The following is a 15,448-nucleotide window of genomic DNA, read 5'->3' as shown; positions in this document are numbered from 1 at the left end:
TCGGCGGGCCCTAGGCCGTTATCGGGCGCTGCACTCTGATCGACTGGAGCAGCCCGATCGCCACCCAGACCGCGAACATCGACGAGCCTCCGTACGACACGAACGGCAGCGGCAGGCCCGCCACCGGCATGATGCCGAGGGTCATCCCGATGTTCTCGAAGGACTGGAAGCCGAACCAGGCGATGATGCCGGCCGCCACGACCGTCCCGTACAGCTCGGTCGTCTCGCGGGCGATGCGGCAGGCGCGCCACAGGACCACGCCGAGCAGCACGAGGATGAGGCCCGCGCCGACGAAGCCGAGCTCCTCCCCCGCGACCGTGAAGACGAAGTCCGTCTGCTGTTCGGGGACGAACTGGCCGGTGGTCTGGCTGCCCTTGAACAGTCCGGTGCCGGTCAGTCCGCCGGAGCCGATGGCGATACGGGCCTGGTTGGTGTTGTAGCCGACGCCCGCCGGGTCCAGGTTCGGGTTGGCGAAGGCCGCGAAGCGGTTGATCTGGTACTCGTCGAGCAGCCCGAGCGCCGCCACCGCGACCGCGCCCGCCACGCCCGCCCCTATCAGGCCGAGCACCCACCGGTTGGAGGCTCCGGAGGCGAGCAGCACGCCCAGAATTATGATCACGATGACCATGACCGAGCCGAGGTCCGGCATCATCATGATGATCAGGATCGGCAGGGCGGCGAGGCCCAGGGACTTCATCACCGTGCGGTGGTCGGGGTGGAGCTGGTCCCCGGCGTCGACGCGCGACGCCAGTATCATCGCCATCCCCAGAATGATGGTGATCTTGGTGAACTCGGACGGCTGGAGCGAGAAGCCGCCGCCGATGATGATCCAGGCGTGCGCGCCGTTGACGGTCGCGCCCAGCGGGGTGAGCACCGCGAGGATCAGCACCACCGAGAGCCCGTAGAGCACCGGCACCGCGCCCCGCAGGGTGCGGTGGCCCAGCCAGATCGTGCCGATCATCAGCCCGAACCCGATGCCGGTGTTCATGGCGTGCCGGATCAGGAAGTAGTACGGGTCGCCCTGGTTGAGCTGGGTGCGGTTGCGGGTCGCCGACCACACCAGCAGCGAGCCGATGAAGGACAGCGCGAGCGCGGACAGCAGCAGCCACCAGTCGAGCCGGCGCAGCACGGAGTCGCGCGCGGTCAGCTTGGCGAAGGTGGAGCGCTCGGGTGCGTAGCGCTGGACGGAGAAGCCGGCCATCAGTCCCTGCGCCCCCGTCCGCCGCCCCGGTTGTCGGTGTTGGCCGCGGCGAGCTGCTGCTCACCGGTCTTCTTCTCGGGGACCTTCTGCGAGTCCGGGTCGTACGGCTCGATCTTCGGCGCGTCGATGGAGCCGTCGGCCTGGATCCTGGGCAGGGCCTGCTGCGGCTCGGGCAGCAGGGCGCGCTTGAGGTCCTGGTTGCCGGCGTCGTCGAGCCCGTAGAGCGCGTCGTAGATGTTGCGCACGGCGGGGCCGGAGGCGCCGGATCCCGTACCACCCTGGGAGATCGTCATGACGATCGAGTAGTCCTTGGTGTACGTGGCGAACCACGAGGTCGTCTGCTTGCCGTAGACCTCGGCGGTGCCGGTCTTGGCGTGCATCGGGATCTGCTTCTGCGGCCAGCCGCCGAACCGCCAGGCGGCCGTACCGCGGGTGGCGACTCCCGCGAGGGCTTCGTCTATGTCGTCGCGGGTGGCCTGGCTCATCGGCAGCTTGCCGTGCGACTTGGGCTTGATCTCGTTGACCGACTTGCCGTCGGCGCTGATCACGGCCTTGCCGACGGTCGGGTCGTAGAGGGTGCCGCCGTTGGAGATCGCCGAGTAGATCGTCGCCATCTGGACGGGGGTGACGAGGGTGTCGCCCTGGCCGATGGAGTAGTTGACCGAGTCACCCGCGCGCATGAGGTTTCCCTCCAGGCAGTTCTCGTACTCGATCTTCTCGACGTAGTCGCCGTCCTTCTTGCCGTGCTTGCACCAGGCGTCCTTGTTGGCCTCCCAGAACCGCTGCTTCCACTGGCGGTCGGGGACCCGGCCGGGGACCTCGCTGGGCAGGTCGATGCCGGTCTTGGAGCCGAGGCCGAAGTCGTGGGCGGTCTTGTAGAACCAGTCGGCGGCGTCCTTCTTCGGCTTCATGCCGCCGTCCTTGAGCCACTGGTCGTGCGCGAGCCCGTAGTACACGGTGTCGCAGGAGACCTCCAGGGCCTGGCCGATGGTGATGTTGCCGTGGCCCTGCGACTCGAAGTTCTTGAAGACCTGGCCGCCGACCGAGTACGAACTGGGGCAGGGGTAGCTGCCGTTGAAGGAGTACCCGGCGCGCACCGCGGCCGCCGAGGAGACCACCTTGAAGATCGAGCCGGGGGCCGCCTGGCCCTGGATGGCCCGGTTCAGCAGCGGGTAGTTGGAGTCCTTGCCGGTGAGGGCCTGGTAGTCCTTGGCGGAGATGCCGCCGACCCAGGCGTTCGGGTCGTAGTTGGGCAGCGACGCCATCGCCACGACCCGGCCGGTCTTGGCCTCCATCACCACGACGGCGCCCGCGTCCGCCTTGTAGTTCTCGTTGGTGTTCTTGTCGAACTCCTTGCGGGCCTCTTCCATGGCGTGGTTCAGCTCGTACTCGGCGACGGCCTGCACGCGTGCGTCTATCGACGTGACGATGTTCGAGCCCGGCTCGGCCTTGTCGCTCTGTGCCTGCCCGATGACCCGGCCGAGGTTGTCCACCTCATAACGGGTCACGCCCGCCTTGCCGCGCAGCTGCTTGTCGTACGTGCGCTCAAGGCCGGAGCGGCCCACCATGTCGGAGCGCAGATACGGCGAGTCGGTGTCCTTCGCCTTGGTGATCTCGTCGTCGGTGACCGGCGAGAGATAGCCGAGCACCTGCGCGGTGTTGGCCTTGCCCGGCGAGGTGTAGCGGCGCACCGCGGTGGGGTCGGCGGTGATGCCGGGGAAGTCCTCGGAGCGCTCGCGGATCTGCAGGGCCTGCTGGGTGGTGGCCTTGTCGGTGACCGGGATCGGCTGGTACGGCGAGCCGTTCCAGCACGGCTTGGGCGTCTTGGCGTCGCAGAGGCGGACCTTGTCCATGACGTCCTGCGGCTTCATGCCGAGGACGCCCGCGAGCCGGGTCAGGACCGCCTTGCCCTTGTCGGGCATCTTCGTCAGATCGGTGCGCGAGGCGGAGACCACCAGTCGGGTCTCGTTGTCGGCCAGCGGCACACCGCGCGCGTCCAGGATCGCGCCGCGCACGGCGGGCTGGACGACCTGCTGGACGTGGTTGTTCTTCGCCTCGTCCTCGTACTCCTGCCCGTTGCGGATCTGGAGGTACCAGAGGCGCCCGCCGAGGGTCAGGAGCAGGGAGAAGACGAGGACCTGGATGATGATGAGGCGGATCTGCACCCGGGGGGTGCGTCCGGTCTCGGGGATGTTGCTCACGCCGTGGCCCCCTCGTTCACAGTCGCTTGACGCCCTTGATGCGGCCGGCCCGGGCCGCTCGGTTGCGGGCGGCCTTCACGCGCAGGCCGCCCTTCTGGTTGCCGATGCGCAGCCCGGTGCCGCCGGAGAGCCAGCCGGAGGCGATGCTCGTGCCGTTCTTGGCGGAGCCGCCGCCCCCGGACGTCTCGGCGAGCGGATCGTTCTCGGCCCGTCTGGCCAGCGCCATGATCAGCGGCACCGTGAACGGGGCCAGCAGCAGGTCGTAGACGGCGGCCGTGAACAGCAGGTTCGTCAGGCCGACGTGGCGGGCCGCGGTGTCGCCGACGAGGGCGCCCACGCCCGCGTAGAGCAGGGTGGAGCCGATGGCCGCGCAGACCACCACGACCATGGGCCCGGTGGCCGAGCGCAGCCGGCCGTGGTCGGGCTTGGCGAGCCCCGCCGCGTAGCCGACCAGGCAGAGCACCAGGGCGTACCGCCCGGCGGCGTGGTCGGCGGGCGGGGCGAGGTCGCAGAGCAGGCCCGCGCCGAAGCCGACGAAGGCGCCGCCGAGGTGGCCGTAGACGAGGGCGAGGCCGAGGACCGTGAGCAGCACCAGGTCCGGGACGGCGCCCGGGAGCTGGAGCCGGGCGAGGACGCTGACCTGGACGACGAGGGCGACGACGATCAGGGCGGAGGAGAGGATGACCCTGTTGATGCGCATCTGGATCAGCTCCTACTGGTCGCCGTCGGCGGCGGCGTTGTTCGCGTTGTTCGGATCGCCGCCGGGGACGGCGTTGGGCTTCCGCTGGGGATCCGCGTTGGGGTCCGCGTTCGGGTTCCCGTTGGGGTCGCCGTTCGGGATCGGGACGTTGGGGTCCGCCGCGTTCGGGTTCGCCTGGTTCGGGTTGGCCGGCGGGGTGACCGTCACCGTCACGGTGGGTGTCGGGGTCGGCTTGGGCTTGGCGGGCAGCACCTGGTCGCGCGGGTCGGTGCGCGGGGCCTGGACGACGACGCCGACGATGTCGAGCTTGGTGAACCCGACGTACGGACGGACGTAGATCGTGCGGGTCAGGTCGCCGCCGGAGGGGTCGACCTTGACGACCTCGCCGACCGGGACGCCCGGCACGAACGGCTTGTCCGCCTGCGAGCCGAAGGTCACCAGCCGGTCGCCCGCCTTGACCTTGGCCTTGCCGTTGAGCAGCTGCACCGACAGCGGCCGGTCGCCCTGGCCGGTGGCGAAGCCCAGCTCGTCGCTGTTCTCCATCCGGGTGCCGACGGTGAAGTCCGGGTCGTTGGCGAGCAGGACGGTGGCGGTGGACGGGCCGACGGTGGTGACCCGGCCGACCAGCCCCTCCCCGTTCAGCACGGTCATGTCGCGCTTGATGCCGTCGCGCGAGCCGGCGTCGATGGTGACGGTCCAGGAGAAGCCCTGGGCCGCTCCTATCCCGATGACCTGCGCGGCCTTGATGCCGTACTGGCCCTCGCCGGCGGTCTTGAGCATCGAGTCGAGCTGGTTCAGGCGCGAGCGGTTGCGGGCGTCGCTGCCGAGCTTCTGCTTCAGCGCCTCGTTCTCGCGCTGGAGGTCGGCGATCTTGTTGTGGCGCTCCCCCGAGTCGCGCACCGCCCCGATGGCGTTGCCGACCGGGTCGACGGCGGCCGCCATGCCGTTCTCCACCGGCCCGAACACCGTGGCGGCGGCCTGCCGGGCCCCGTCCACCGGTGAATTCTCCCCACCCCGGATGTCGACCGTGATCAGCGCGAACGCTACGGCGATCAGCAGCACCAGGAGCAGCCGGCTCTCTCGTGTGTCCCTCACGTGCGGCGGCCGTGCCTTCCTCGTCGGAATCTGTTCGATCTGTATATCAACGATCCGCCGTACGGGTTGGCAGTGGCCCGTACGGGCGGTCCCCCCAGGTCACCGGATGACTCGGGGGGACGGCGGCCGGTGGCGCTTATCGGCGCGGCTGGGCGTCGAGGACCTGCTGCAGCGCCTCGAACTCCTCGACGCACTTGCCGGAACCCAGGGCGACCGAATCCAGCGGGTCCTCGGCGATGTGGATCGGCATGCCGGTCTCGCGGCGCAGCCGCTCGTCGAGGCCGCGCAGGAGCGCGCCGCCGCCGGTGAGGACGATGCCGCGGTCCATGATGTCGCCGGAGAGCTCCGGCGGGCACTTGTCGAGCGTCGTCTTCACGGCGTCGACGATCGCGTTGACCGGCTCCTCGATGGCCTTGCGGACCTCGGCGGCCGAGATGACCACGGTCTTGGGCAGCCCGGAGACCAGGTCGCGGCCGCGGATCTCGGTGTGCTCGTCCTTGTCCAGGTCGTACGCCGAGCCGATGGTGATCTTGATCTGCTCGGCGGTGCGCTCGCCGAGGAGGAGGCTGTACTCCTTCTTGATGTGCTGGATGATCGCGTTGTCCAGCTCGTCGCCGGCGACGCGGATGGACTGCGCCGTGACGATTCCGCCGAGCGAGATCACCGCGACCTCGGTGGTGCCGCCGCCGATGTCGACGACCATGTTGCCGGTCGCCTCGTGGACGGGCAGGCCCGAGCCGATGGCCGCGGCCATGGGCTCCTCGATGATGTGCACCTGGCGGGCGCCGGCCTGCGTGGAGGCCTCGATGACGGCGCGGCGCTCGACTCCGGTGATGCCGGAGGGCACACAGACGACGACGCGCGGGCGGGCCAGGTAACGCCGCTTGTGGATCTTGAGGATGAAGTAGCGGAGCATCCGCTCCGTGATCTCGAAGTCGGCGATGACGCCGTCCTTCAGCGGTCGTACGGCCACGATGTTGCCCGGCGTACGGCCGATCATCTTCTTCGCCTCGGCGCCGACCGCCAGGATGCCGCCGGTGTTGGTGTTGATGGCGACGACGGACGGCTCGTTCAGGACGATTCCGCGGCCCCTGACGTACACCAGCGTGTTGGCGGTCCCGAGGTCGACAGCCATGTCACGGCCGATGAACGACATGTTGTTGCTCCCCATGAGGATGCGTCCGGCCTTCCCTAATCGAGCGTTGACGGCTTTTTAGGTCGGCGAGGTGGGTGCTGTGGGCGTGAGGCTCCATCGTAGTGCCGCCTGCACGGACACGGCGCGTTGGTCCACCTCTAGTAATGGTGACGACGTGTCGGTGCGATGCGTTCCCGACTTCGCCCCGCATATGCCGAAGGGCGACCGAAATTCCTTCGGTCGCCCCAGGTCATGAGCGCTATATGGCTGATGCCCGGTCAGGGAATCAGACGCGACCCGGGAAGAAGATCTTCAGTTCCCGCTCGGCCGACTCCTCGGAGTCCGAGGCGTGGATGAGGTTCTCCCGGACGATGGTGCCGAAGTCACCGCGGATGGAGCCGGGCGCTGCCGCGATCGGGTCGGTGGGACCCGCCAGCTGGCGTACGCCCTCGATGACGCGCTCGCCCTCGACCACCAGGACGACGACCGGGCCGGACGCCATGAAGCCCATCAGCGGCTCGTAGAAAGGCTTGCCCTTGTGCTCGCCGTAGTGCTGCTCCAGGGTCTCCTGGTCCAGGGTGCGCAGCTCCATCGCCGGGATGGTCCAGCCGGCCTTGCGCTCGATCCGGCCGAGGACCTCGCCGATCAGGCCGCGACGGACGGCGTCGGGCTTGAGGATGACGAGCGTGCGCTGGGTCATGGTGTACGGCTCCTTGCGGCATACGTGTGCGGTGGGGCCGAGGCTACAGGGGGCGGGGGATGCGCTTGCACCCGGACCAGCCCGTACCCCCAGGGGCGCGGGGAACGGCGCGGGCGCCCCAGCACGGTCCGCGGCCGAAAAGAACCCCCTCTGGGGCAGGTGCTTCGTCTGCGGACCGTGGCTGGCTGGTCGCGCAGTTCCCCGCGCCCCTGAACGGCTACGCCTGCGGCTCCGCCGCATAGCGGGCCTTCGCCGCGTCCACCTGGCGGCCGTAGTGGATCGAGGCCCACCACAGGCCCGCGAAGACCGCGCCCAGGAAGAACATGTGCGGGACGACGAAGCCGCTCGCGATCAGGGCGATCTGGAGGGCCCAGCCCAGCTGGAGGCCGCCGGGGCGGGTCAGCACGCCGCACAGGAGCAGCGAGAACAGCATCGCGATGCCGCTGACCGTCCACACCGTGGACACGGTGAGGCTGTCGTCCTTCATGGCGACCAGACCGGCGAACCCGATGACGAAGAATTCACCGATGAGGGTGGAAGCGCAGAGCGTGCGCATCGGGCGTCAGCCCCTTCCCAGGAGCAGCCGGGCCTCGCCGACCGTGATCACGGAACCGGTGACGAGGACTCCCGCACCGGCGTACTCGTCCTCTTCCTCCGCCAGGGTGATCGCCGCTTCCAGCGCGTCGTCCAGGCGCGGCTCGACCACCACCCGCTCGTCGCCGAAGACCTCGACGGCGACCGCGGCCAGCTCGTCGACGTCCATCGAGCGGTGGCTGGTGTTGGCGGTGACGACGACCTCGGCGAAGACCGGCTCGAAGGCCTCCAGGAGGCCCTTCACGTCCTTGTCGGCGCTGGCCGCGACCACGCCGATCAGCCGCGAGAAGCCGAACGCCTCGGTCAGGCCCTCGGCCGTGGCCTGCGCGCCCGCCGGGTTGTGGGCGGCGTCCAGGACGACGGTGGGGCTGCGGCGCACGACCTCCAGGCGGCCGGGCGAGACCACCGAGGCGAACGCCTTGCGGACGGTGTCCACGTCCAGCGGGCGGGCGTGCTCGGAGCCGATGCCGAAGAACGCCTCGACCGCGGCGAGCGCCACCGCCGCGTTGTGCGCCTGGTGCGCGCCGTACAGCGGCAGGAAGACGTCCTCGTACTCCCCGCCGAGGCCGCGCAGGGTCAGGAGCTGGCCGCCGACGGCGACCTCGCGCGCGACGATGCCGAACTCCATGCCCTCGCGCGCGACCGTCGCGTCCGCCTCGACGGCCTTCTTCAGCATCACCTGGGCCGCGTCGACCGGCTGCTGGGCCAGGATCACGGTGGCGTCCTGCTTGATGATCCCGGACTTCTCGACGGCGATCTCGGCGGGCGTGGAGCCGAGCCGGTCGGTGTGGTCGAGGGAGATGGGGGCGACGACGGCCACCGACGCGTCGATCACGTTGGTCGCGTCCCAGCTGCCGCCCATGCCGACCTCGACGACCGCCACGTCGACGGGGGTGTCCGCGAACGCCGCGTACGCCATGCCGGTGAGGACCTCGAAGAAGGAGAGGCGGTACTCCTGCTGGGCGTCGACCATCTCCACGTACGGCTTGATGTCCTCGTACGTCTCGATGAAGCGCTCGGCCGTGATCGGCGAGCCGTCCAGGCTGATGCGCTCGGTGATCGACTGGACGTGGGGGGACGTATACCGCCCGGTGCGCAGGTCGAAGGCGCCGAGCAGCGCCTCGACCATGCGGGCCGTGGACGTCTTGCCGTTGGTGCCGGTGATGTGGATCGAGGGGTACGCCCGCTGGGGCTCGCCCAGGACGTCCATCAGCGCCGAGATGCGGGCGACGGACGGCTCCAGCTTGGTCTCGCCCCAGCGCGTCGCCAGCTCCGTCTCGACCGCGCGCAGCGCCTTGTCGACCTCGGGGTCGGCGGGCCGTGCGGGGACGGGGTCGGCCTGCGGGGCGCCGCCCAGCGTGCGCAGGGTGCGGCTGCCGGCCTCGATCACCGCCAGGTCGGGGTCGCGCTGTGTCTCCGCTTCGACGATGTCGTCGAAGTGGTCGTCGGGGCTGCTGCTGCGGTCGGGCTGCTCGGTCACGACCCCAGTCTACGGAGGGGCACCGACAGGACCTTGGACCCGCCCCTTTCGGGACGTTCGGCCCGCCGCGCCCACAGGGGACGGGGGCAAACTTGGCGATCATGGACATAGGGATCGACCTCGGCACGGCCAACACGCTTCTGTACGCGCGCGGTCAGGGCATCGTGCTCAACGAACCGTCCGTGGTGGCGATGAAGGAGGGCGGGCGCTCGGCGCTGGCCGTCGGGACGGAGGCCAAGGAGACCATCGGCCGTACGCCGGGCTCGATCACCGCGATCCGTCCGCTGCGGGACGGGGTGATCAGCGACTACGAGGCGGCGGAGGAGATGATCCGCCACTTCGTGAAGAAGGCGGTGCCGGGGCGGCGGCCGCGCACCCGGATGGTGGTGTGCGTGCCCAGCGGGGTGACGCCGGTGGAGCGCCGGGCGATCGTGCACGCCTCGCAGCGGGCGGGGGCGCGGGCCGTCCACCTCATCGAGGAGCCGATGGCGGCGGCGATCGGGGCGGGGCTGCCGGTGGCGGAGCCGCGGGGGTCGATGGTGGTGGACATCGGCGGCGGCACGACGGAGGTGGCGGTGATCTCGCTCGGCGGGATCGTCACCTCGCAGTCCCTGCGGGTGGGCGGGGACCGTCTGGACGCGGCGATCACGGATTTCGTGCGCAAGGAGCACGGGCTGCTGATCGGGGAGCGTACGGCGGAGGACGTGAAGGTCGCGATCGGCTCGGCGTGGCCGGTCCCGGAGGATTCTGATCTGGAGTCCCGTACGTTCCCGGTGCGCGGCCGGGAGAAGGTGGGCGGCCTCCCCCGCACCCTGGCCCTCTCGGCGCGGGAGGTGCGGGCCGCTCTGGACGAGCCGGTGGCGCAGATCGTGGCGGCGGTGCGGGCGACGCTGGAGGAGTGCCCGCCGGAGCTGTCCGGGGACGTGATGGAGCACGGGATCGTGCTGACGGGCGGGGGTGCGCTGCTGCCCGGCCTGGACCTTCGTCTCGCGTCCGCGACGGGGATTCCGGTGTTCGTGGCGGAGGCGGCGCTGGAGTGTGTGGCGGTGGGGGCGGGGCGGTGCGTGGAGGACTTCGACGGGTTGCAGCGGCTGCTGACGGCGAAGTAGGCCCCTCCCCGCCCCTTCCCTAGACCCTCCGGGGGTGCGTTCGTCTGCGGACCGTGCTGGGTTGCTCGCGCAGTTCCCCGCGCCCCTCACATGCGCCCCTGCGGGGCGCCCAGGGGATTGCCGCGGAGCGGCATCTTCAGGGGCGCGGGGAACTGCGCGACCAGTTGGGGACGGCCCGCAGACGAACACCGGGCCGAAAATTACGCCGTCCCCGACGGCAGCGTCGCCTCGACCTCGTACGTCGTCGACGTGCGCCGCGTCGTCAGCGCACCTCCCATGCTCTCCACCCGCTCCCGCATGGAGAACGTGCCCGTCCCCGACGACACCGGCGCCGTGGGCGGCACCGTGGACGGCAGGCGGTTGCGGACGTGGACGTGGAGTTCGCCGCCCCGGACGCCGATCGTCACCGCGACCCCCTCCCCCCACGCGTGCTTCACCGCGTTCGTGAGGCACTCCTGCACCACCCGGTACACCGCCGCCTGGCGCAGCGGGGACAGCCCGTACGCCCTCTGGGCGACCGACAGCGTCACCGGCGTCCCCGCCCGGCGGGTCTCCGCCGCCAGGGACGCCAGGCCGTCCAGGCCCGGGGTGGCGGTCCGCTCGTCCGCCCGCGCCACGATGATCTCGTTGAGCATGTGGTGGGCCCGCCGCGCGGTTTCGGCCAGGGAGTCGAAGTCCTGCTCGTGGGGCCCGCCCAGGGCCCGCCGCGCCCGTACCTCCGCCGTCACCGCCAGCATCGTCAGCTCGCGCCCCACCATGTCGTGGACGTCCCGCGCCACCGACGCCCGCTCGGCCTGCACGGCCTGGAGCGCCTGGAGCTCCCGTACGAGATCGAGGCGGTACGTGGCCACGCCGACCGCCGACGACAGCACCCCCACCGGCACCACGATGCTCAGGTACGAGCTGAGCGAGTCGGCCCGGTGCTCGGGCCAGCCCGGGACGTAGAACAGCGAGCAGGCCACCGCCACGTACAGCACCGTCGCCACCACGGCCGTGCGGCGGCCCCGGAAGCGGCCGAGCGAGTACAGCGCGAACTGGATCAGCGTCAGCTGGTGCAGCCAGCCGAGGAAGACCAGGGCGGCGAGGTAGGGGATCCACGGCCACTTGCGGCGCAGCAGCAGCGTGGCCGAGCCCGCCGCGAGCACCGGCGGCACGGTGGCCCCGGTCAGGGAGTTGTCCGCGGCCGCGAGCCCCGGCACATCGATGATCATCAGCGCGAAGGCGGTCAGCGCGATCAGTACGTCCAGCGCCCGGTCGTCACCCAGCGCGCGCCGCAGCGCGGAGGCGGGGGACGGAGCGTACATGCCTTCCATCATGCAAGGTCTTTGGACCTTTCATGGCTGACTTTCGACCCTTTTGGGGAGCTGATCGCGTGATGTGACCCACGTCGAGCCGGAGCGCGAAGGGGCACGAAAACGGAAAAACCCCGGACCGTTCAACGGTCCGGGGCCCTTCGTCGGCTCGGTTACGCCTGCGGCAGGTTCGCCAGCTGCGTCGTGATCCGGTCGATGTCCGCCTCGGCCTTGGCCAGGCGGGTGCGGATCTTGTCGACCACGTTGTCCGGCGCCTTGGCGAGGAACGCCTCGTTGCCGAGCTTGGCCGTGGCCTGCTGCTTCTCCTTCTCGGCCGCGCCGAGGTCCTTGGCCAGGCGCTTGCGCTCGGCCTCGACGTCGATCGTGCCCGACAGGTCGAGCGCGACCGTGGCGCCCGCGACCGGCAGCGACGCGGTGGCGTGGAAGCCCTCACCGGCCGGCTGGAGGCGCAGCAGCTGGCGGATGGCCGCCTCGTGCGGGGCCAGCGCCGTACCGGTCAGGGTCAGCTCGGCCGGGACCTTCTGGCCGGGCTGGAGGCCCTGGTCGGAGCGGAACCGGCGGACCTCGGTGACGACCTGCTGGACCAGCTCGATCTCGCGCTCGGCGGCCTCGTCGCGGAAGCCACTGTCCTTCGGCCAGTCGGCGACGACGAGGGACTCGCCGCCGGTCAGCGTCGTCCACAGGGTGTCCGTGACGAACGGGACGATCGGGTGCAGGACCCGCAGCATCACGTCCAGGACCTCGCCCAGGACCCGGCCGGAGACCTTCGCCTGCTCGCCGCCCTCGAAGAACGTCGTCTTCGACAGCTCGACGTACCAGTCGAAGACCTCGTCCCACGCGAAGTGGTAGAGCGACTCGCTGAGCTTGGCGAACTGGTAGTCGTCGTAGTACGCGTCGACCTCGGCCACGGTCTTGTTCAGCCGGGACAGGATCCAGCGGTCGACCGCCGACAGCTGCTCCACGGGCGGGAGTTCGCCCTCGACGGTGGCGCCGTTCATCAGCGCGAAGCGCGTCGCGTTCCAGATCTTGTTGGCGAAGTTGCGGGACGCCTGGACCCAGTCCTCGCCGATCGGCACGTCCGCGCCGGGGTTCGCGCCCTTGGCCAGGGTGAAGCGGACGGCGTCCGAGCCGTACGCGTCCATCCAGTCCAGCGGGTCCACCGCGTTCGGGTTGGACTTCGACATCTTCTTGCCGAACTCGTCGCGGACCAGGCCGGTCAGGGCGACGGTGTTGAAGGGCGCCTCGCCGTCCATCGCGTACAGACCGAACATCATCATCCGGGCGACCCAGAAGAAGATGATGTCGTGGCCGGTGACCAGGACGTCCGTCGCGTAGAACTTGTCCAGGTCCGGGGTCTTCTCCGGCCAGCCGAGCGTGGAGAACGGCCACAGGCCGGAGGAGAACCAGGTGTCCAGGACGTCGGGGTCCTGGTGCCAGCCCTCGCCGGTCGGCACCTCGTCGTCGGGCCCGACGCAGACGACCTGACCCTCCGGGCCGTACCAGATCGGGATGCGGTGGCCCCACCACAGCTGGCGCGAGATGCACCAGTCGTGCATGTTGTCGACCCAGTCGAAGTAGCGCTTCGACATGTCCTCGGGGTGGATCTTGACCCGGCCGTCGCGGACCGCGTCACCGGCGGCCTGCGCCAGCGGGCCGACCTTGACCCACCACTGCATGGACAGGCGCGGCTCGACGGTCGTCTTGCAGCGCGAGCAGTGGCCCACCGAGTGGACGTACGGCCGCTTCTCCGCGACGATCCGGCCCTGCTCGCGCAGCGCGCCGACGATGGTCGAGCGGGCCTCGAAACGGTCCAGGCCGAGGAAGGGGCCGTGGACGGTGATGATGCCGTGCTCGTCCATGACGGTCATCGACGGCAGGTTGTGCCGCTGGCCGATCGCGAAGTCGTTCGGGTCGTGGGCGGGCGTCACCTTGACGGCGCCGGTGCCGAACTCGGGGTCGACGTGCGTGTCGGCGACGACCGGGATCGTACGGTCGGTCAGCGGCAGCTTGATCTGCTTGCCGATGAGGTGGGCGTACCGCTCGTCGTCGGGGTGGACGGCGACGGCGGTGTCGCCGAGCATCGTCTCCGCGCGCGTGGTGGCGACGACCAGGGTGTCCTCGCCCTCGCCGTACTTGATCGAGACGAGCTCGCCCGCGTCCTCCTGGTACTCCACCTCGATGTCCGAGATGGCCGTCAGACAGCGCGGGCACCAGTTGATGATGCGCTCGGCGCGGTAGATCAGCTCGTCGTCGTACAGGTTCTTGAAGATCGTCTGGACGGCCTTGGACAGCCCCTCGTCCATGGTGAACCGCTCACGCGACCAGTCGAGACCGGCGCCGAGCCGCTTCAGCTGGCCCAGGATGCGGCCGCCGTACTCGTCCTTCCACTGCCACACGCGCTCGGTGAACGCCTCGCGCCCCAGGTCGTGGCGGGACTTGCCCTCCTCGGCGAGCTGCTGCTCGACCTTGTTCTGGGTGGCGATGCCGGCGTGGTCCATGCCGGGCAGCCACAGGGTCTCGAAGCCCTGCATGCGCTTGCGGCGGGTCAGCGCGTCCATCAGCGTGACCTGGAAGGCGTGCCCCAGGTGCAGGGCGCCCGTGACGTTCGGCGGCGGGATGACGATGGTGTACGGGTCCTTGTCGCTGCCCGCGTCCGCCGTGAAGTAACCGCGCTCCACCCAGCGCTCGTACAGCTCCCCCTCTACCTGGGCCGGCGCGTACTGGGTCGGCAGTTCGGTGGTGGGCGCTGGGTTCTGCTGCTGAGTGTTCTCGGTCACGGGGCTCAGTTTAGAGGTGTCACGGGCCGGTACTGAAACGGGAATCTTTGGTAACGGTCGGGCCCCCGATGCGCCGTACCGCCGGGCCGTCCGCCAGGATGTCGGGATCGGATAAGCATTCCTAGGGGGATTCCCAGCAATGAGCTACAACCAGCCGGGCCCGTACGGCGGCCAGCCCCAGCAGCCCGGCCCGTACGGTCAGCAGCCGCCCCAGCAGCCGTACGGGCAGCCGCAGCCCGGCTACGGCTACCCGCAGCAGCCCCCGCAGGGCGTCCCGCCCCAGCAGGGCTACGGCTACCCGGCCCAGCAGCCCCAGTACGGCCAGCAGCCGCCCTACGGCGCGCCCATGCCGCCGCCCGCCCCGGCCAAGAAGAAGACGGGCCTGATCGTGACGGCCGTCGTGGTCGCGGTCGCGGCCGTCGGCGGTGGCGTGTACTTCCTGACGAAGGGCGGCGGCGCCGGCAACGGCGACGTCTCGGCGAGCACCAAGGGCTACAAGCTGGTGGCGCCGGAGTCGGTCGGCGAGTACAAGAGCTCCGGGTCCTCCTCCGACAAGACGATGACGGACAAGGAGAAGAAGGAAGCCGAGGCGGCGGGGATCAAGGGCCCCACCGAGGTGGGCAGGTCCTACAAGACGGCCGGTGACGCCAGCAACCCGCTGGCCTCCAAGAGGCTGATCTTCGACGGCTACTACGGCGACGTCAGCGACCCGTCGAAGACGCTCGACGCGATGTTCGCGAAGCTCCAGGAGAGCAGCAACGAGGACAAGAAGAGCGGCAAGGACGACACCAAGGTCGAGCTGGTCGGCAGCCCGAAGGCGGTCAAGCCCGCCGGGTTCTCGGGCGCGCTGATGAAGTGCCAGAACGTCAAGGTCACCGACACCAAGAAGTCGAAGTCCTTCGAAGTCCCGGTCTGCATCTGGGCGGACTACAGCACGGTCGGCATCGTCGAGGCGATCGACACCGCGGCCATGCTGGGCACGGGCGGCGGCACGGCCATGCCGACCGACCAGGTCGCCGACCTCGGCGCGAAGCTGTACAACACCGCGCGCGTGAAGAAGTAACCACGAAGCAGTAACGCGAAAACAAGAAGGGCGCCCGGCCGGTTGGAACTCCAACTGGCCGGGCGCCCTTCTGCGTTCGG

At 70.1% G+C, this 15,448-nt stretch carries 12 protein-coding genes; 2 read left to right on the top strand and 10 right to left on the bottom strand.

From position 1 onward, the window contains the following. Positions 1 to 10: 10 nt before the first annotated feature. From rodA to folC, 8 genes are all read right to left on the bottom strand, one after another. Positions 11 to 1,201 (bottom strand): rod shape-determining protein RodA, encoded by a 1,191-nt coding sequence (gene rodA, locus IE252_RS29380; RefSeq protein ID WP_190092460.1) that lies wholly within the window; start codon positions 1,199 to 1,201, stop codon positions 11 to 13. After that, positions 1,201 to 3,402, bottom strand: a complete 2,202-nt coding sequence (gene mrdA / locus IE252_RS29375) for a penicillin-binding protein 2 (protein ID WP_190092459.1) — start codon at positions 3,400 to 3,402, stop codon at positions 1,201 to 1,203. Before mrdA ends, rodA begins: the two co-directional genes overlap by 1 nt. Before the next feature lie 16 nt (positions 3,403 to 3,418). Next, the gene (gene mreD, locus IE252_RS29370; protein ID WP_190092458.1) at positions 3,419 to 4,102 is read right to left on the bottom strand and encodes a rod shape-determining protein MreD; all 684 of its coding nucleotides are present in this window, start codon (positions 4,100 to 4,102) and stop codon (positions 3,419 to 3,421) included. Between the two features lie 12 nt (positions 4,103 to 4,114). Next, positions 4,115 to 5,197 (bottom strand): rod shape-determining protein MreC, encoded by a 1,083-nt coding sequence (mreC, locus tag IE252_RS29365; protein WP_190092457.1) that lies wholly within the window; start codon positions 5,195 to 5,197, stop codon positions 4,115 to 4,117. Between the two features lie 136 nt (positions 5,198 to 5,333). Continuing rightward, on the bottom strand, positions 5,334 to 6,353 hold the full coding sequence (locus tag IE252_RS29360; RefSeq protein ID WP_053727412.1) for a rod shape-determining protein: 1,020 nt from the start codon (positions 6,351 to 6,353) through the stop codon (positions 5,334 to 5,336). A 265-nt stretch (positions 6,354 to 6,618) separates the two neighbouring features. Next, a complete protein-coding gene (ndk, locus tag IE252_RS29355; protein WP_190092456.1) occupies positions 6,619 to 7,032 on the bottom strand; it encodes a nucleoside-diphosphate kinase in 414 nt (137 codons plus the stop codon). 217 nt (positions 7,033 to 7,249) lie between these two features. After that, complete coding sequence (locus IE252_RS29350) at positions 7,250 to 7,588, bottom strand: DUF4233 domain-containing protein (protein WP_190092455.1); 339 nt, start codon at positions 7,586 to 7,588, stop codon at positions 7,250 to 7,252. A 6-nt stretch (positions 7,589 to 7,594) separates the two neighbouring features. Further along, positions 7,595 to 9,106, bottom strand: a complete 1,512-nt coding sequence (gene folC, locus IE252_RS29345) for a bifunctional tetrahydrofolate synthase/dihydrofolate synthase (RefSeq protein WP_190092454.1) — start codon at positions 9,104 to 9,106, stop codon at positions 7,595 to 7,597. Between the two features lie 101 nt (positions 9,107 to 9,207). On the opposite strand from folC, the gene IE252_RS29340 reads away from it, so the two are divergent. Further along, positions 9,208 to 10,215 carry a rod shape-determining protein gene (locus IE252_RS29340; RefSeq protein ID WP_190092453.1) on the top strand — a complete coding sequence of 336 codons (1,008 nt, stop codon included), beginning with the start codon at positions 9,208 to 9,210 and terminating at the stop codon, positions 10,213 to 10,215. 200 nt (positions 10,216 to 10,415) lie between these two features. On the opposite strand, the gene IE252_RS29335 is transcribed toward IE252_RS29340, so the two are convergent. Both IE252_RS29335 and IE252_RS29330 read right to left on the bottom strand, forming a co-directional pair. Continuing rightward, entirely contained in the window at positions 10,416 to 11,519 is a 1,104-nt protein-coding gene (locus tag IE252_RS29335) for a sensor histidine kinase (RefSeq protein WP_190092452.1), read from the bottom strand. A 161-nt stretch (positions 11,520 to 11,680) separates the two neighbouring features. Continuing rightward, complete coding sequence (locus tag IE252_RS29330) at positions 11,681 to 14,305, bottom strand: valine--tRNA ligase (RefSeq protein ID WP_190092451.1); 2,625 nt, start codon at positions 14,303 to 14,305, stop codon at positions 11,681 to 11,683. 139 nt (positions 14,306 to 14,444) lie between these two features. Between IE252_RS29330 and IE252_RS29325 the strand changes: the two genes are divergently transcribed. Next, positions 14,445 to 15,368, top strand: a complete 924-nt coding sequence (locus tag IE252_RS29325) for a hypothetical protein (RefSeq protein WP_190092450.1) — start codon at positions 14,445 to 14,447, stop codon at positions 15,366 to 15,368. Positions 15,369 to 15,448: the final 80 nt, after the last annotated feature.

The organism is Streptomyces melanogenes (genome assembly GCF_014649795.1).
GTDB lineage: Bacteria > Actinomycetota > Actinomycetes > Streptomycetales > Streptomycetaceae > Streptomyces > Streptomyces noboritoensis.
This window is presented reverse-complemented; position numbering and strand designations above follow the sequence as displayed.